Annotated in this window: 14 protein-coding genes and 1 pseudogene; 1 reads left to right on the top strand and 14 read right to left on the bottom strand. The window is 61.5% G+C overall.

Going from position 1 to position 17,223, the window contains the following annotated elements; all coding sequences use genetic code 11:
- Window positions 1-2: 2 nt before the first annotated feature.
- The 14 genes and pseudogenes from ACQR1W_RS33760 to ACQR1W_RS33695 form a co-directional block, all read right to left on the bottom strand.
- The gene (locus ACQR1W_RS33760) at window positions 3-1,547 is read right to left on the bottom strand and encodes an alpha-N-arabinofuranosidase (RefSeq protein WP_434854795.1); all 1,545 of its coding nucleotides are present in this window, start codon (window positions 1,545-1,547) and stop codon (window positions 3-5) included.
- Window positions 1,544-2,416: an ABC transporter ATP-binding protein gene (locus ACQR1W_RS33755; protein ID WP_434854794.1), complete on the bottom strand. Its 873-nt coding sequence runs from the start codon at window positions 2,414-2,416 to the stop codon at window positions 1,544-1,546. The genes ACQR1W_RS33760 and ACQR1W_RS33755 overlap by 4 nt, the downstream gene beginning before the upstream one ends.
- A complete protein-coding gene (locus ACQR1W_RS33750) occupies window positions 2,413-3,405 on the bottom strand; it encodes an ABC transporter ATP-binding protein (RefSeq protein WP_434854858.1) in 993 nt (330 codons plus the stop codon). The genes ACQR1W_RS33755 and ACQR1W_RS33750 overlap by 4 nt, the downstream gene beginning before the upstream one ends.
- Before the next feature lie 38 nt (window positions 3,406-3,443).
- Window positions 3,444-4,307 carry an ABC transporter permease gene (locus ACQR1W_RS33745; RefSeq protein ID WP_434854793.1) on the bottom strand — a complete coding sequence of 288 codons (864 nt, stop codon included), beginning with the start codon at window positions 4,305-4,307 and terminating at the stop codon, window positions 3,444-3,446.
- Complete coding sequence (locus tag ACQR1W_RS33740; RefSeq protein WP_434854792.1) at window positions 4,307-5,311, bottom strand: ABC transporter permease; 1,005 nt, start codon at window positions 5,309-5,311, stop codon at window positions 4,307-4,309. Before ACQR1W_RS33740 ends, ACQR1W_RS33745 begins: the two co-directional genes overlap by 1 nt.
- A gap of 86 nt (window positions 5,312-5,397) precedes the next feature.
- Window positions 5,398-7,281 carry an ABC transporter substrate-binding protein gene (locus ACQR1W_RS33735; protein WP_434854791.1) on the bottom strand — a complete coding sequence of 628 codons (1,884 nt, stop codon included), beginning with the start codon at window positions 7,279-7,281 and terminating at the stop codon, window positions 5,398-5,400.
- A gap of 120 nt (window positions 7,282-7,401) precedes the next feature.
- Window positions 7,402-8,781, bottom strand: coding sequence for an alkaline phosphatase family protein (locus tag ACQR1W_RS33730; RefSeq protein ID WP_434854790.1), 1,380 nt, complete (start codon window positions 8,779-8,781; stop codon window positions 7,402-7,404).
- Between the two features lie 2 nt (window positions 8,782-8,783).
- A complete protein-coding gene (phnA, locus tag ACQR1W_RS33725) occupies window positions 8,784-10,076 on the bottom strand; it encodes a phosphonoacetate hydrolase (protein ID WP_434854789.1) in 1,293 nt (430 codons plus the stop codon).
- Window positions 10,063-11,415: an amidase gene (locus ACQR1W_RS33720; protein WP_434854788.1), complete on the bottom strand. Its 1,353-nt coding sequence runs from the start codon at window positions 11,413-11,415 to the stop codon at window positions 10,063-10,065. Before ACQR1W_RS33720 ends, phnA begins: the two co-directional genes overlap by 14 nt.
- Window positions 11,412-12,311, bottom strand: coding sequence for a branched-chain amino acid ABC transporter permease (locus ACQR1W_RS33715; protein WP_434854857.1), 900 nt, complete (start codon window positions 12,309-12,311; stop codon window positions 11,412-11,414). Before ACQR1W_RS33715 ends, ACQR1W_RS33720 begins: the two co-directional genes overlap by 4 nt.
- A gap of 162 nt (window positions 12,312-12,473) precedes the next feature.
- Window positions 12,474-13,325 (bottom strand): annotated as a pseudogene (locus ACQR1W_RS33710) (branched-chain amino acid ABC transporter permease); the annotation flags it as partial.
- 10 nt (window positions 13,326-13,335) lie between these two features.
- Window positions 13,336-14,043 carry an ABC transporter ATP-binding protein gene (locus tag ACQR1W_RS33705; RefSeq protein ID WP_434854787.1) on the bottom strand — a complete coding sequence of 236 codons (708 nt, stop codon included), beginning with the start codon at window positions 14,041-14,043 and terminating at the stop codon, window positions 13,336-13,338.
- Window positions 14,036-14,857 carry an ABC transporter ATP-binding protein gene (locus tag ACQR1W_RS33700; protein WP_434854786.1) on the bottom strand — a complete coding sequence of 274 codons (822 nt, stop codon included), beginning with the start codon at window positions 14,855-14,857 and terminating at the stop codon, window positions 14,036-14,038. Before ACQR1W_RS33700 ends, ACQR1W_RS33705 begins: the two co-directional genes overlap by 8 nt.
- Window positions 14,854-16,056, bottom strand: coding sequence for an ABC transporter substrate-binding protein (locus ACQR1W_RS33695; RefSeq protein ID WP_434854785.1), 1,203 nt, complete (start codon window positions 16,054-16,056; stop codon window positions 14,854-14,856). The genes ACQR1W_RS33700 and ACQR1W_RS33695 overlap by 4 nt, the downstream gene beginning before the upstream one ends.
- Before the next feature lie 163 nt (window positions 16,057-16,219).
- Here ACQR1W_RS33695 and ACQR1W_RS33690 point away from each other — a divergent pair, with 163 nt between their 5' ends.
- Window positions 16,220-17,215: a sugar-binding transcriptional regulator gene (locus ACQR1W_RS33690; RefSeq protein ID WP_434854784.1), complete on the top strand. Its 996-nt coding sequence runs from the start codon at window positions 16,220-16,222 to the stop codon at window positions 17,213-17,215.
- Window positions 17,216-17,223 lie beyond the last annotated feature (8 nt).

Raw genomic sequence — 17,223 nt, 5'->3', positions numbered from 1 at the left:
CGTCAGTTGGACGAGAGGCGTACCACATTCCATGACGCCGGCTTCAGCGTGGCCTGCAGCCGCCTCCCGACGATCGTGACGTCCTCTAATGGCTGCGGAGCCACCCGCTCCGGTTCGTTCCTAGTATTTGTCGCCTGAAGGTCATCGTGACGCAATTCGAACGCCTGGGCCAGAGCAAGGGGACCAAAGCTTCGCGCCTCCACCGTCACTGCGATCTCCTGCTTCATGTCGCGGTTGAGCATGAAGAGCGAGAGACTGCCGCTTTCTCCTGCAACTGCCGCAATCTTGAGATACGGCACGTTAGGGATTGGAAACGTCAATTCCTGGTCGCCGCGAGGATCGTCGTAGCGGGAATCGTAGGTGTCGGATTCGACCTGGGTACGCAGGACCCTGCCACGACCGAAGCTGCTCATATGTGCGAACGGAAAAAAAATCGGTTGGCGCCACGCGCCGCCGCCGGTCTCGGTCATGATCGGTGCTATGGCGTTCACAAGTTGCGCGAGACAGGCCACCTTTACGCGATCGGCGTGATTGAGCAATGAAATGCAGGCGCCGCCAAAGGCGAGCGCGTCCTCCATAGTGTAAACTTCCTCCAAGATCGCCGGTGCCACCGGCCAGCCTTCCGGGACCCGATCGGCTCGGGGACGGCGGGTTCGATACCAGACGTTCCATTCATCGAAGCTCAGCATCATGCGCTTGCTGGAGCGCCGCTTGGCCGCTGCGGCGTCGGCCAGGGCAACGACCTCATCGATGAATCTGTCCATCAGGTCGGGGCTGGCGAGAAACGACGCAGTGTCCTGCCTATAATTATTGAGATAGGTATGAAGCGAAATATAATCCACGTGATCGAACGTGTGCTCGAGGACCGTCTCCTCCCAATGCCCGAATGTCGGCATGTTTCGCGCCGATGAGCCACACGCCGCCAACTCGATGGTGGGATCGACCCATCGCATCATCTTGGCAGCCTCGCGCGCTGCCACCCCATAAGCTTCAGCGCTCTTGTACTCCATCTGCCACGGCGCATCCATTTCGTTGCCTAGGCACCATAGTTTGACATTGTGCGGTTTCTCCCAACCATGTGCACGCCGCAAATCCGACCAGGACGTCCCACCCGCATGGTTGCAGTATTCAATCAATCTGCGCGCGGCGTCGCCTCCACGGGTACCGAGATTGACCGCGAGCATCGGCTCGACCTCGGCCGCCTTGCACCAGTCCATGAATTCATTGGTGCCGAAGTTATTCCGTTCGGTACTGAACCATGCGAGGTCAAGGCGCGACGGACGACTTTCCAACGGCCCGACGCCATCTTCCCAATTGTATCCCGACACGAAATTGCCCCCGGGATATCGGATGATAGTTGGTCCAAGCTCCTTCACAAGCGCGAGCACGTCCTTCCGAAACCCCTTCCCGTCCGCAGTCGGATGGCCCGGCTCGAAGATGCCGCCATAGACACAGCGTCCGAGGTGCTCGACGAAGGCGCCGAACAAACGATGGTCGGTGTGACCGATGCTGAAATCACGGTCCAGCAGCACGCGTGCTTTTCTCATGGCCTGCGATCTGGTTCTCCGGTGCCTTTCACACCGGTCATGCTGATCGGAACGTCCGCTTCGGAGTTGGCAAGATCAGGCAACAACACAGCATCCCGCAGCTGACGGCAATAGGGATGCTGTGGGTACTTCAACACCGCCTTCGCATCGCCACTTTCCACGATGCTTCCGTTCCGTATGACCAGGATGCGATCGCTAATGTAGTAGGCCGTAGCCAAGTCATGCGTGACATAGATGATCGAAATGCCGAGGTCGCGCACAGTTCGGAACAGGTTGACAATCGACAGGCGTAGCGACGCATCGACCATGGACACTGGCTCGTCCGCAACAATCAGTTTCGGCCTCGCGAGCAGCGCGCGGGCGATTGCGACCCGTTGAAGCTGTCCGCCGGAAAGCTCGTGCGGGTAGCGGTGACTGACTTCCTTTAGCGACAATCCCACCTGGTGCAGCGCGTCATCGACGGCCGCCTTGGGCGAGGCCGGCTGCTGCGTTGCAGCTAGGAAACGACGCTGGGTCAGGAACAGGTAGCGCTCCAGCCGCTTCATCGGGTTGAAAGAATCGAAGGGATTCTGAAAAATCGGCTGGACCCGTTGCCTGAACACCATTCGGTCTACCGCAGTTCGAACTGTTGCAAGGTCGACGCCGTCGAAGATCAATCTACCGGTTGTTGGCAGTTCCAGATTCAGGATCATCCGGCAGAGCGTCGTCTTGCCGCTGCCGGATTCGCCGATGACGGCCAGGATCTCCGGCCGGCGTTTATCGATCTGGAAGCTCACATCATCGACGGCGGTAATTCGCTGCCTGGACAACAGCCCTCCCCGGCTGAAGAGCTTGCTGACGTGACAAACATCAAGCAGCAGATCGCTCATGCTCCACCGCTCCGGTTGTAGGCAAAGCAGGCGACGCGATGTCCGGGCGCCGCCTCCAGCATCGCTGGAGCTTCGCCGCTGCAAACCTTCATGGCAAGCGGGCAGCGCGGGTGGAAGCGGCATCCGAGCGGAGGATCCGCGAGATTTGGTGGGGCGCCCCCAAGCCCACATCGAAGCGCATCGTCGCCGATGCGCGGGAGGCTTGAAATCAGATGCCTGGTGTAAGGGTGGAGTGGATTGCGGAAGATCTCCGCTGTACCCGCCTCCTCGACGAGATGACCCGCATACATGATGCCGAGGCGGTCGGACACGTGCGCGTGGACACCCATGTCATGAGTGACGAGCAGGACTGACGAGCCCATCTCGCGCTGAATGTGTCTGATCATCCCGAGCACCTCCTTCTGGACCAGGACGTCGAGCGCGGTCGTGGGCTCGTCGGCGATGATGAGATCCGGGCGGCAAACCGTAGCAAGTGCAACTGTCGCACGCTGCCGCATGCCTCCGGACAGCTCATGCGGATAGGCGCTCAGCACCGAGCGATCAAGGTTAAGCCGGGCCAGATGAGCGTGCAGCTCCTGCTCGAATTGTTGCCGAGTGCCCTCGACATGCGGATACGCGAAATCGACGAACACCGATCGGAGCCGGCGCAGCGGATTCAGCACGTTCATCGAACCCTGCATGATGTAGGACAGATGCCGCCAGCGGACGCGTGCGACCTCGGCCGGTGGAGCACGGTGCAATCCCCCATAGCCAGACAGAAATGCGAAATCGATGTTGCCGCCAACGATCTCCATCGGCGGCCTGATCGCCCCCGCGACACTGTTGAGCAGTGTGGACTTGCCGGACCCGGATTCGCCGGCGAGCCCGTAAATTTCGCCGCGCCGCACCGTCAAGCTGATACCATCAACAGCCTTCACCTCGCGTTTGATGCCGAGACGGTTAGCCCGATAATAGGTCCGAAGATCGCGGACCGACAGCATCGGGGGAATCGCTTCCGAGGGAACCTCAGGCACCGCCTGCGCGTACATCAGAAGTTGCCTCCAATGGATTGGAAGCGACTTCTCGGATCAATGTATGCGTTGGCGGTGACTGCGAGCAGGAACAGCCCGATGAACATCATCGTCACAGCGGCTACCGGAAAGACGATCCACCACCAAACTCCCGCCACCATTGCCGCGTGCTGGTTGGCCCAATAGATCATGCCGCCGATCGTCGGCCTGTTGATGTCGGTGAAGCCAAGCACCGCCAACGTCACCTCCAGACCGATCGACCAGACCATGTTGTTCATGGCAGTCGAGAACACGACCGGCATGACGTGCGGCAGATGCTCTTGAACCAGGATCTCGCACGTGCTCATGCCGGAGAACAGGCTGGTCTGGGTAAATTCCCGGGCCTTCAGGCTCATTGCGACAGAGCGGATCAGTCGCGCATCATAGGCCCAGCCGAAACACGCCATGATCAGCGCCAATGCGGGCCAGGACATGCGGTCGCGCATCACGAAATAGAACAGCACGAGCAGCGGCAGCAGAGGGATGACGATGAACGTGTCGTTCACCGACATCAGGGCCCGGTCGACCCACCCTCCCTTATACCCGCTGAGAAGGCCGACCAGGAGGGCCAGAACACGGCTGATCATCGCGACGATGGCGCCGAACAGCAGCGTGTTGCGAAGGGCGGCGCTCAGCTCCCAAAACACGTCCTGGCCGCGCGACGTGGTGCCGAACCAGTAGGCCAGCGATGGCGGCACATCCGGAGGCACCACATATACGCTCTCCGGCGGATATGGCGAGAAACTCGCCAGGGCCGACAGCAGCAGCACAAACGCGACCAGCACCGCCCCGATCCTGAACTCCGCGTGATCGCGGAAGAGGTCTCGCATGGCTCCAGCCATCAGTTGACCTTTACTCTGGGATCAAGCAACGGGTAGAGAAGATCGATCGCAAGCACGCCAGCCGAAACGGCCACGATCGAGACGGTCGTCACGCCGAGCACGAGGCCGTAATCTCCCGCGTAGACCGCGTCGACCAGGAGCGAACCGAGCCCCGGATAGCCGAACACCTTTTCGGTAATGACCGCTCCATTAAAGATGCCCCCAAGCGACATGGCCAGGCCAGTTAGCTGAGGCGCCAGCGCGTTCCGCATGACGTAGGACGACAGGATACGCCAGGGCCTCACGCCAGCCAATTCGGCGTAGACGACGTAGTCCTCGGTCATGACGTTCGATACCAGGGCTCGCATGCCGATAAACCAGCTCCCTACCCCGATCAGGATCAGGGAGAGCGCCGGCAGGATCGCATGCTGTAAGACGCTCGCGACGAACTCGATCGTCAACGTCTGCGGCAAGTTCATCGCCGAACCACCGGCGATCGGAAGCACAGGCCAGAGATAGCCGAACACGATGAGCAGCAGGAGTGCCAGAATATAGTACGGGATTGGATGCAACCCGATCGCGACCACGCCCATCAACCGCAATGTGCAGCTTTTCTGGTAGTAGCCGGCAAGCCCACCCAACAGATTGCCGAGCCCCCAGGCGATGGTGGTCGAGATGGCCAGCAATCCTGCAGTCCAGGGCAGCGCACGGCCAATCAGGGTCGCGACCGGAGTTGGGAATGCCGATAGCGACGGGCCGAAATCTGCGCGCAGAATTCGGCTCCAGAACAGGCGATATTGTTCGAGCGGCGTAGCGCCCAGGCCATAGAGCTCGCGCAGCGAGCTTCGCATCTGCTCGACCGCATCCGGAGCGGTGTTGCCGAAAGAGGTGACCGCTGAGATCGATTGCTCGACTGGATCAATCGGCGAGGCGTGGGTAATGACATACGCAACGTTGATGCCGATGAAAAGGACAAGCCCGAACTGTCCCAGGCGCCGCAACAGGAAAGCGATATACCCGCTCATGAACGCACCCCGATGCCTGAGGAACGATCCCGGACCACCGCAGTCGGCGGCCTCGTAGGACGGGATCGCAGCATCGCCCGACGGACCTAACTGGCGGGCTTGAGCCTGACGAACATATAGCGCGAGTTGCCCCAGTTCGGCACCGGATTCGTGTAAGGATTTTCAGATGTCGGAAATCCGGTCCAGTAGGTCTGGTCCATCGCGGTGAAGACGGTGTAGGCCATCAGCGGGATGGTGGGCATCTCCTTGACCGCCAGCTTGATATATTCCTTACCGAGCTCGATCGACCTCGGATCATCAAAATCGACTCTGCGGATCTTCTCGATGATCTTGTCGAGCGCCGGACTCGACCAGCGCTGCCAGTTGCGTAGTGGCTGGGATTTACCCGGCTCGGCAACGAACTGGGAGTGCCAGCTATCGAGAAAATAGGACAAATCCTGGTGGCCGCCCCACGTCTCGACGCTCCACCCGATCAGGGTGTCGAAGTCGCCGGCGGCCCGTCGCGTGGGCAGCGTCCCCTGCGCCAGATCGATTTTGGCATCGATGCCCGCCTGCTTCCACAGCTGCACGATCATCGTGCCGGCGCGCGTCATCACCGGGCGCAGATCGCCTTCGACCATGACGCGGATGCTGAACGGCTTCCCGTCCGGCGCGGTCCAGGCACCGTTACGCTTGGCAAAGCCCGCCTTTTCCAGCAGTTCCTGCGCAGCTTGCGGATCAGGCTTCCACCAACCCATCCCGAACGCTCGGGCGACCTCTTTCGGGTCGGATGGAATTTGTTCACCCATGGAGGGCCGCAGCATGTCGGCGATCTGCTTTCCTATCGTGGGATCGTACGGCCTGATCTTACGCTTACCGGTGTCGATCTCGAAGCTCTTGAGCCACTCTTCCATCGGCTGGTGATAGGTTTCCGGATGGGCTCCGGTCGGCGGTACGCCGATGGCTGAGATGGTGCAGGCGCCGCGATAGGCGGCCATCGCGACCGCCTTGATGTCGATCAACAGCGCAAGCGCCCATCGTACATCTGGGCTTTTGAACAGATCATTCTGCGTGTTGAAGATCACCGCAGGAAGGGTCGGATCGGGATGACCATAAGGAAATCCCTTGAACCATGTCCGCGTCGTCCCGCTCTGCCTGGCCAGGGCAAACATGCCTTCAGGCGCAATGTCATGGATGACGTCGAGCTCGTGATTGAGCTGCAGAATGACCCGTTTGTCCGGAGGACCGGGATCCACATAGGCGAGATATTTCGGCCCGGGTTTGCCGAAGCGAGCAAGCGTCGTGCGCTCCCAATCGCGGCGAAGTTGCCAAATGTACCATTTTCCGTTTGGATCGTAGCTGTGCAATTCGTATGCACCGAGAGAGATCGGCTTGTTGAAATCGAATCTGAGCGGATCATCCACCTTCTCGAAAACGTGCTTGGGCAAGATCCACACCGCGCCCCAGCGCACGGTGAAATTGGTGTGAAAGCGCGAATTTGGATGCTTAAGTTTGAACACGACTGTGTAACGATCGGGCGCTTCGACTGACGCGACGTTGCTCGCCATCACTGCGCTGAAGCGCATCCCCGGATGCATGATCTGAGTCATCACCGTCGCGACCACATCATCGGCAGTGAACTCAACGTTGTCGCTCCAGAAGATGCCCTTCCGGAGGTTCACCCTCATTTCGGTAAAGTCGGAATTATATTGTGGCTTGTCGGCAGCCAGCGAGTTGTCCCAGACCCCGTCAAGGCCGGCTTCAGGATCAATGTACCAAAGCGTGTCGAGCGCAACTTGCTGCAGCCCGTTCGACTGCGATCCGGCATTGATCGCCCAGATGTTGAACCAACCGGCGTTCTTGATGGTCCCTTCCGGGTTTTCCAGGATCAGCAGTTCCTTCCTTGGAATATCTTGCGGGAGCCCCTGACCATAACTTGGAGGCGCCGAAAGGAATAGCGACAGCAGAAGCGCGGACGTGATCAGCCGCATTGCACGAATGCAGCACATCATTCCCTCCCGTGCAGTTGATCTCCACGTTTTATTGTTTCGCAAATGGTAGATGCGTTGAAACTGCCGAACAACAGAAATCTTCAAGGTCTCTAGACCAGATCATGGGCTCCTATTCACCGCGGAGGTGACTCTGGAACGCCCCGCGGCGGTCAGCAGCACATCCTCACCGGGTCCGAAGTCGTCGTTCGATCTCAGCCATTGAGGCCCCTCCTGAGCGGCCTGGAGCGGGCGCCCGTCCATTCCGGAGACAGGAAGCCCAAGATGAGCAAGAATGGTTGGCGCGATGTCGACGATGCAGGAAGGCTCCTGCCTCACCGCACCACGGCGGAAGCCCGTGCCTTCGATCATGAGAAAGGGTGCCTGCTCGCCTGCGCCGAGACCACCGTGCTGGCCACTGCCGAGAATATCTGCTTTGCCGCCGGCGCGCTCCGCAACGAGGCTGGTGCCAGCCACGCCGTAGGCATTGTGTTCCTCGCTCGCGCGCATTGAGACCGCAAAAGCGAGGCCATGATCCCGGGACTGCCCCACCGATGCCAGTGCGCTGCCATCGAGAACGGTGTCCACCCATTCCTGATTGGCGAGGAAGTCACCGACCAAAGGCGTGCGCGCGACGAAATCAGGATGGACATAGAGCAGCGCGGAGGTGCCGTTCGAGGCGACGACCACGTCGGTGGAGTCGGTGCTCTCCTTCAATCCGGCTGCGACCAGTTCTTCATCGATGTCGATGACGCCGGCGACCGTCTGATGGCCGTGATCTGATCCTATCAGCAATAGAACATCGTCCCTGTCCGCAAGCGTGGCCACGGCGTCGATGACGCGCCCGGCATTGCGGTCCGCCTGTTCCAGCACCGCAAGATGACCGGGTGACCCCATGGGTAAGATGTGCTGCGTCGCATCCGGCTCACCGAGCCACAGCACCGCAAGAGCAGGAGGATCAGACTGGGGCAACACCGCTTCTCGGATGAAGCGCTCGGTCATCGCCCGGTCGCCCTCCGCATCCAGCGTGACGCGAAGCTGCTCGTCTTGCGGCAGCGGGACGCGGCCACGGCCGAACGAACCGGCGCGATGATAGACCCGCCCAAATCCATCCGGATCGTGCGCGTAGGCCGCCCCTGGCGACACGTTGCTGAAGATGACGGCGCCCCCGCTGTCCGTCAGGCATTCGGCCAAAGTCGGCACGGCCAGCGCGCGACCGGTGACGCGCCGCTTGTGTTGGAGGAAGTCGGGGTGACCCGCATCGTGCCGAACGAGGCGCCCGTTTTCCATCAGCGCCATGGTGTTGCCCTGCAAGCCGTGGCGCGCCGGATGGCAACCGGTTGCCAGGCTCGCCGAGACCACCCGCGTGCAAGACGGAAACACCGTGCGATGGGCGGCGAACTGCTCGGAGCGGTCGGCGAAGGCGGCAAGACGTGGTGTGGTCTGGGGTGTCACGAGATCGCGGCGTAGACCATCGAGGATGACGAGGATGGTGCGAGGCATGGTCAGACTTCCACATCGTTGAGCAATGCCGAAAAGACGTCGTAGTTGCGGAGCGGTTGCCCTGCCCTGCCCAGCGCCACCCCGGCCCTCAACGGGTGAGAGAGGATGAACGGTACCACCTGCTCGGCGAGCCCGCCATGAGAACGCAGCCGCTCGCCCGCGAGTCGCGAAATGTCGTGGTCGCGGGCGTGAGCGCCGAGGGCGACACCCGACCTGGCCACCACGGCGATGTCGCCTTCGCGATCTTCCGGCAGCTCGAAGCGCAGGCACGCTTCCTCGCGCGGAGCGGCCATGCAGACGCCGGGAAGCTGCCGAATGAACTCCAACACCGCGGCGCGGGAAATCCCCGTCCGTTGCAGATGCACCCGGACAAATCCGCCCAGGGCGCCATGGTGGCGTACGAAGGGATCGGTGATTGGGCAGATGACGCGGGTTGCACCCGCGCCGAAGGCGGCATCCAGCAAGTCGCCGAGATAGACGACATTCGGCTCGCCGGTCGGGTGGGCCATGTCATTCATGCCATGGTCGGCGACGATGCCGAGGCAGGCGCCGAGCGCGACCAACCTTGCGACCCGCTGGTCTACCGCGCGCATAAAGGCGATCGCTTCTGGAGCCTCCGGCCCATGCTTGTGCTGCACATAGTCGGAAAGCGACAGATAAATCAGGTCTGGCCGGCCGGCCTCGAGCAGGCGAATTCCGGCATCGAGCACGAACAAGGAAAGATCGGCGGAATACTGGTCCGGCGCTCCACGCCCCACCAGCGCACCAATTGCGGAGATGCCGTTCTCCGCATCGGTTGCATCGTCGGCCTTCTCGGCGGAGAAAGCGATGCCGTCGAGCCCATGGCCGAGCGCCCTGCGCAGCTTGTCCTTGGCAGTAATGGCAGCAACCTTGGCTCCCGCTTGCGAGAACGCTGCCAGAATGGTTGGCGCGCGAACCGGCGTCGCATCGACCATCATAATTTCTGCGCCGGTGTCGCGGTCAAGATAGAAATTGCCGGAGACACCGTGCACAGCAGGCGGTACACCGCAGACGATGGACACATTGTTGGGGTTGGTGAATGTCGGCATTGCCGCAAGTGCCGAGGTGCTGAAGCCTTCGCGCCGCATCCGATCGATGGCCGGGATGGCTCCGGCGGCGCTGGCAGACTCGATATAGGCCGGATCGCAGCCGTCGAAACAGATGACCACAGCGGGATGTTTCGGCCACGCGTAGGCCCGCCCGTTCACTCTCAGCAGAGGTCTCTCGGCGCGACATGACGCGACATCGGTCGAGATTCGATCAGATTTGTTCATGAGAAGACTTACCGTCGAGTGTTACAACGTCTGTGAGCCACGCCGCCACGCCCAGAAGTTCGTGGTCACCCCCGTGACGACCAACGAGTTGGACGCCGATCGGCAGGTCGTTCATTCCGCGCAGCAGCGGCAGGGACACGGTGGGTAGTCCGCACAGGCTCCAGGGCATGGACATGACGCCAGAGCCCGGCCCCTCCTCAAGGCGCGTAGCCTCACCTGGCGCGGAGAGCGTGAGCAAAGCATCATGGTCGCACAACAGCGCCGCGGCCAGAGCGCTGAGCCGGTCGGCCATGGCCTCGAGTTCGAGATAGCGCTCGGCACTCAACGAGCGCCCAGCAACGATCCCCTCCTGCAATGGTGGGCAGAAGCTGCGGAACGTTTGCTCCGGCAGGGCACCGAAACGATTTGCCAGATGGGCGTTCAGAAGGCCCAGCACAACCTCAAGCGCCATATCGAATTCGCTTGGAAGATCGACCGTCACCACAGCCACAGGCAGTCCGGCGACCAAACGATCGAGAGCCTGACGCGCGTCGGGACTGACGCTGTCCCAGCCCGGCCCACGGACCAAACCGAGCCTGGGCGGATGCCGCAGTGCTTCGACATCCGCGAGACTGCGATCGAATGCTCCGGCGAATAGTGTGAGATCGTCGAGAGAGCGGGCCAGCAGACCTATATGCGCCATACGCGGGACCAGCACGTTCGATCCTTGCATGCTCGCAAATCCGAACGACGGCTTGAAGGCGAACGCGCCGCAAAACGAAGCTGGCAGCGTAGTGGATGCCGTGTGCTGGGTGCCGAGCGCCAGCGGAACCATACGATCGACCACGGCCGCCGCGGAGCCCGCCGACGACACGCCGGGGGAGCGCGACAGATCCAGGGGATTGTGGGTCGGACTGGGATGATACATTCCGAATTCGGACGTGCTGGTTTTGCCGACGACGACTGCACCGGCCCGGTGCAGCAGGCTGACGGCATCCGCGTCTTCGGTCGGGCGACGCCCACGCAAGCTTTCGCTGCCGTATTCGGATGGCATATTGCTGGTGTCGAACACGTCCTTCACGCCGACCGGCAGGCCATGTAGCGGGCCGAGCGGGAGTCCGCTGGCCTGATATTCATCTGCCAGCCGCGCGCGTTGCCGCGCCGCATCCACATCCAAGAAGCTCCAGGCCTTCACCTCCGGTTCGCGAATGGCAATTCGCTCCAGGCAGGCTTCCATCACGGATATCGCCGTCAGCCGACGCTCGCGGATCGCATCGACGATCGTACGCGCCGACAATTCGTTCAATCGCCTGCCGTTCGAAGCGAGCGCCAGCCTCCGGGTGCCTGATGCGCGATTCATTGGCCGACGGCCTCCACCGTTCTCGGGGCCGCAGCGTCTTCCGAACTTGCATCTCGCCGGCGAAGATTTGCGACAAGCGCAAGGGCATGGGGCAATAGCCCGTCACGAAACAGCAGGACGGAAAGAACGAAAACGCCTCCCTGAATTGCCACGATCCAGGCACCGAACGACGACAGGAAATGTTGCATGGTCACCAACACGGCGGCGCCAACGAGAGGTCCACCGAAGGTGCCGATACCGCCGATCAACGCCATCAGCACGGCTTCGCCCGAAAGTTGCCAATGCGCGTCGGACAAGGTGGCCAATTGGAAGATGATGGCACTCATGGAGCCGGCGACCCCGGCACAGAAGGCGGCGACGCCGAATGCAGCGAGTTTGTATCCATCGACATTGTGCCCCAGCGACAAAGCCCTGCGTTCATTGTCGCGAATCGCGATCAGCATCATCCCGAACGGGGAATTCATCAGACGGCGCAGGCCGAAGAGCACGCCGAGCATCGCGACGGCACTGAGCCAATAGACATTCGCGTCGTTGCGGAGATCGATCAAGCCCAGCAACATGCCGCGAGGAACCGACTGAATGCCGTCCTCGCCATGGGTGAAGCTGGCCTGCACATAGGCAAAATAGATCATCTGCGCGATCGCCAGCGTGATCATCGCCTGATAGATGCTCCGACGCCTGATCGCAAAGATGCCCATGACGAGGCCAAGAGCGAGCGCTGCCGCTATCCCGATGCCAATCGCGGCCTCCGGTGGGAGCGCCCACTCCTTTGCCGCATGCGCTGTAAGATAGGCCGCGGTACCGAACAGGGCCGCCTGGCCGAAGGACATGATGCCGGCAAACCCAAGCAGGAAATTGAATGAGGCGGCGAAGATGGTGAAACAGAAGATCTTCATCAGATAAACGGGATAGAGCAGCATCGGTAACGCCAACAGCGCGGCGGCGACAGCGAGCGCCGGCACCATGCCGATCAAGCGCTTGGCGGCAGCTTCCTTTCCGGCCGGCTCGATCCGCGATAGCCGGGCAGTCAGGAATTCGTGGGATCGAACCACCGAAATGCCGAACAGCCCCTGCGGCCGAAGCAGAAGCACCACGCACATAAAGGCGAAGACGATGAAGCTTGCCGCCTGCGGGACCAGCGCCTGCGTAAGGCTCTCGATCAGCGCGAGGGCATAGCTCGAGATGATCGTCCCTCCGATCGAGCCCATGCCGCCGATAACGATGATTGCAAATACGACAAGCAGGATGTCCGAACCCATCAGCGGGCTGACCTGGTAGATCGGCGCAGCCAGCGCGCCTGCCAATCCCGCCAGGGCCGCGCCCAGGGCAAAGGTCGCGGCGAAGACACGGGGCACGCCGACGCCGAGCGCTTCGGCAGTGGCTGCATTTTCAGACGAGGCGCGCAGAATCGAGCCCAGCCGCGTGCGAGCAATGGCGACCCAGACGATCACACATATGACAAGCGCCACGGCGACGACCCAAAGCCGGTACGTGGGGAAATACAGAAAGCCGAAATCCAGCCCGCCGGACAACCAGTCCGGCGCGGCGTAGGGAAGTCCGGTCGAACCGAAATGGGCCTGGAAGCCGCCCTGAACGACCATCGCCACGCCGAACGTCAGCATGAATCCGTAGAGCGGATCGAGGCCGTAGGTTCGACGCAGCAACCAACGTTCGAGGATCATGCCGAAAGCGGCCACGCACACCGGCGCGAAAGCCAGCCCCTCCAAATAGCCCAATCCGAGATATCGAGAACCCGCCCATGCAGCAAAGGCGCCCATCATGTAGAGCACGCCGTGCGTCATGTTGAGAACGTTGAGAAGACCGAAGATAAGCGCCAACCCGAGACTGAGCAGCGCATAGAACGAACCATTGACCAGGCCGATCGTCAGGTAGCCGAGAATGAGGTCCATCATGGAGGAGTCACAGCGCGAGACGTTGGAGGAGCCGAGCCCTGACGTGCTCGCCACCTTGGGTTTCGAGGTCGTCCACAACCTCACCGTTCTCGATCGCCACCACGCGATCAGCGAGATGCAGGACGAAGTCGAGGTTCTGTTCCACAAGCAGGATCGTGTAGCCGCGGTGCTTGAGTTCGATCAGCGCCTGCTCGATCTGCCTCACGACGACCGGCGCTAGCCCTTCAGTGGGTTCGTCCAGAAGAAGGGCCTGGGCGCCCGTGCGCAAAATCCGCGCGATGGCGAGCATTTGCTGCTCGCCGCCGCTGAGTTGGTCGCCGTAATGGCGTCCCCTGGTGCGAAGATTCGGAAACAGCGAGAAAATCTCATCGTTGGCCATGCCTGCAGTGCAAACCGCTGGAGGAAGGGCAAGATTCTCCTCGACGGTGAGACTGGAGAAGATCGCGCGCTCCTCGGGGCAATAGCCGATGCCGAACCGGGTGCGCTCATATGGGCGCATTCCGCTCGCTTCGTACCCGGACAGGACGATGCTGCCGGTTTGTCGCGGCAGCAAACCCATGATGGCGCGAAGGATGGTTGTCTTACCCGCGCCGTTGCGACCGACCAGACAGGTGACCTCGCCTGGCCGAACCGCGAATCCGACGCCGAACAGCACCTGGGAATCGCCATACCAGGCTTCCACATCCGAGAGGCGCAGCGAAGCAGCGTCAGCCACGGCGCTCCGCTCCGATATAGGCGTTGATCACGCGCGGGTCGCGCGCGACTTCGTCGTAGCCTCCCTCACAAAGGACCGAGCCTTCCGCGAGCACCGTGACCTTCGTCGCTAGACTTCTCACGACTTGCAGATTGTGCTCGACCAGAAGCACGCCACAGCTGGCGGCAACCGTCTTGATCAGGGCTGCGACAGGCGCGATGTCTTCACGGGCGAGGCCGGCGGTAGGCTCGTCGAGCAGTAGAAATTTCGGCGCGACTGCAATCGTCGTGACGATCTCAAGCAGTCGCCGACGGCCATAGGGCAGATCCGCGGCCCTGCGTTCGCTTTCGTTCGCCAGCCCGCCTTGATCGAGAAGATGGCGGACCCTTGCTTCATTTTCGTCTCGTCTCGAGCGGCCGCGCAGAAACTGCAGACCCCGCAGGTTCAGCGCGAGTGCCGTGCGGATATTGTCGGCGACCGAAAGGTTCGGAAAAATCGAGCAAATCTGAAACGATCTGGCGAGCCCGAGCCGAGCAAGTCGGTTCGGCGGGGCTGCCGTCACATCCGCATCGTTGAGACGAACCTGGCCGCTGCTCGGCTTCACAAAGCCGCTGATCACGTTGAAGAGCGTGGTCTTGCCCGCCCCGTTCGGCCCGATCACGGCATGGATCGACTTTGCGTCGAGATTGATCGAGACACCGCGAAGCGCCTCGAAATCGCCGAAACGAACGGTCAGGTCGCGGGCGGTCAGCATCGAAGCTACAGCCCGCCCCCGGACCGCCGAAGCAATCGGCGCGGCTGCCCGCTGCGGACGATCAAGAAGGATGGTCGTCATCGAACGCTCGGAGCGGCGCAGCCCGCCGTATCGATCGAGCGAAAGGCGGTGTCGGCCGGGACCGTGGCGATCCGCTCATAATAGTCCCACGGAGCCTTGCTCTCGGCCGGGCTCTTCACGCGATAAACGCCCAGATCATAGATGACGCGGCCGTTTTCCTGGATCCGGACCTGTTGACCGAATTTGTCGACGGGCAGCTTTCGCATTTCCGCATTCACGATGGCGGCATCGTCACTCTTGGCTTTGTCGGCGGCCTTGAGATAGTGCAGCACGCTTGTATAGACGCCGGCCTGCTCGCGGGTCGGCATGCGACCATGAGCCTTGAAAAAGCGCTCTGAGAAGGCGCGAGTCCCGTCCGTGTCATTCCAGTAAAAGCCGGTCGTGATGATCAGGCCTTGGGCCGCTTCGAGGCCGACACTATTGATATCGGTGACGAAGGCATGGAGCGCCGCGACACGCTGGCCACCACGCATGATACCGAACTGACCAGCCTGCTTGATAGCGTTGACAGTGTCAGCGCCGGCGCTCGCCAGAGCGACGACCTGCGCCTGCGAGGATTTCGCGCGGAGGAGAAGAGCGGAGAAATCGGCCGTGCCCAGAGGGTGGCGAGCACTTCCGATCACCTTGCCTCCACGTTCCTCGACCAGGCGCGTGGCGTCCTTTTCGAGATCGTGGCCGAAGGCATAGTCCGCGGTCAGAAAATACCAGGACTTCAGATCCTGCTGCATAAGGGCGGCGGCTGTCCCGCGCGCGAGCGAATAGGTGTCATCGGTCCAGTGCGTGACAAATGGCGAGCAGCGTCCTCCGGTGATCTCCACGCTTGCGGCGCCCGATATCATCAGGGAGCGCTTTTTTTCGGTGGCAATGGCCATCAATCCGAAGACCACACCAGAATGCGGCAGGTCGACGATGACGTCGACACCGCGCCGGTCGAACCATTCGCGGGCAATTGCAGAGGCGACCTCGGGCTTGTTCTGGTGGTCGGCAGTGATGATCTCGACGGGGACACCGCCAGCGGTGCCGCCAGAATCTTCGACCGCCATCCGGGCCGCCAAGATCGATCCGGGTCCGCCGACGTCCGCAACGACTCCGCTTTGATCACCCATCACACCGATGATGATCTTGTTGTCGGAAAATTCCGCGAACGCGGAGGTTGCCCCGCTGCACAACAGTAAGGATGCGATGATCAGCCGACGCATGGACCGTCTCCTGTTTCCAAGCTCGGCGGACAGATAGAGGTTGCCGTTAACACATTTGTGACGTCTATGGTACATTTGAGCAGAGAAACTCTAGCCTGTGGAAAAATATGATGGGTTGCCATTTCGCCCCGGGAACAGGCAAACAGCAGGCTCCTGAAGCTGATTGGAGGGCCCGGGCGTGTTGATTCGAGGCCCACAAGCGGCACCAAGCGAAGGCGAAGCCGGCGACGGTCGGATCGATGCCGCTCTGGTTGCCAGGATCTGCTGGTACTATTTCAGGGAGGGGCAAACCCAGGACGCGATCGCGCAGCGGCTGAAGATGACCCGCAAGCGCGTCAATCGCATCCTCGGTGAGGCAAGGGAAAGCGGCTTCGTTCAAATCACGATCGCCGATCCGGCGGGCCAACGCACCGAGCTCGAAGAAGAACTCGTCCGCAAATTTGATCTGCGTCACGCGATCGTGGTGCCGGTCCCCATGGGCGGCACCGATGTGCGCTCTTTCATCGGAGCCGCCGCCGCGCGATACGTTGCCGAATGCCTTCCGCCGTCGGGTTCGCTGGGAATCACCTGGGGAGGCACCATCAATGCCGCGGCTCAAAACCTGCCGCTGCGATCTGGAGACGGCACCCGCGTGGTGCTGATGTCCGGCGGACTCGCCGAAAGTGCGCCGATCAATCCGTATGACAACGCAACCATGATTGCCCGGGCGCTTGGCGCGCGGTGCTATTATCTGACCGCGCCGATGTTCGCCGAGACTGCGGAGCTAAGGGACATCCTCGTCGCGAGTGAACCTGTTCGTTCCGTGCTCGCGATGGTGCCCACCCTCGACGTCGCGCTGTTGAGCGCGATCGACCTCTCTCCGCAATCAAAAGCGCTCGAATATGACGTTATCTCTCGCGAAACCTGGGCTTCGTTGCTTGAAGCCGGTGCGGTCGGGGATATTTGCGGTCACTACCTCGATTCAGCCGGTAAGCCGCTTCGCCACCCCCTGGTGCAGCGTACGATCAATCCACCGATCGAGCATGTGCTTCAGATCAGACATCGAATCCTTGCCGCCGGAGGTGAGCACAAGGTCGACATTATTCGCGCCGGCCTGCTGGCTGGCTTCTGCCAGGTCCTGGTCACCGACGAAGCGGCCGCGTCCAAACTCCTGGATTGAAGTTTGTC

The organism is Bradyrhizobium sp. HKCCYLS1011 (assembly GCF_051167795.1).
Taxonomy (GTDB): domain Bacteria; phylum Pseudomonadota; class Alphaproteobacteria; order Rhizobiales; family Xanthobacteraceae; genus Bradyrhizobium.
This window is presented reverse-complemented; position numbering and strand designations above follow the sequence as displayed.

What these genes read in the sequence shown, in the direction of transcription:
- ACQR1W_RS33720 (WP_434854788.1), bottom strand. Translation starts at nt 11,415, where the DNA reads ATGAATCGCGCATCAGGCACCCGGAGGCTGGCGCTCGCTTCGAACGGC.
- ACQR1W_RS33740 (WP_434854792.1), bottom strand. Translation starts at nt 5,311, where the DNA reads ATGAGCGGGTATATCGCTTTCCTGTTGCGGCGCCTGGGACAGTTCGGG.
- ACQR1W_RS33715 (WP_434854857.1), bottom strand. Translation starts at nt 12,311, where the DNA reads ATGAAGATCTTCTGTTTCACCATCTTCGCCGCCTCATTCAATTTCCTG.
- ACQR1W_RS33700 (WP_434854786.1), bottom strand. Translation starts at nt 14,857, where the DNA reads ATGACGACCATCCTTCTTGATCGTCCGCAGCGGGCAGCCGCGCCGATT.
- ACQR1W_RS33755 (WP_434854794.1), bottom strand. Translation starts at nt 2,416, where the DNA reads ATGAGCGATCTGCTGCTTGATGTTTGTCACGTCAGCAAGCTCTTCAGC.
- ACQR1W_RS33735 (WP_434854791.1), bottom strand. Translation starts at nt 7,281, where the DNA reads ATGCGGCTGATCACGTCCGCGCTTCTGCTGTCGCTATTCCTTTCGGCG.
- ACQR1W_RS33760 (WP_434854795.1), bottom strand. Translation starts at nt 1,547, where the DNA reads ATGAGAAAAGCACGCGTGCTGCTGGACCGTGATTTCAGCATCGGTCAC.
- phnA (WP_434854789.1), bottom strand. Translation starts at nt 10,076, where the DNA reads ATGAACAAATCTGATCGAATCTCGACCGATGTCGCGTCATGTCGCGCC.
- ACQR1W_RS33745 (WP_434854793.1), bottom strand. Translation starts at nt 4,307, where the DNA reads ATGGCTGGAGCCATGCGAGACCTCTTCCGCGATCACGCGGAGTTCAGG.
- ACQR1W_RS33730 (WP_434854790.1), bottom strand. Translation starts at nt 8,781, where the DNA reads ATGCCTCGCACCATCCTCGTCATCCTCGATGGTCTACGCCGCGATCTC.
- ACQR1W_RS33695 (WP_434854785.1), bottom strand. Translation starts at nt 16,056, where the DNA reads ATGCGTCGGCTGATCATCGCATCCTTACTGTTGTGCAGCGGGGCAACC.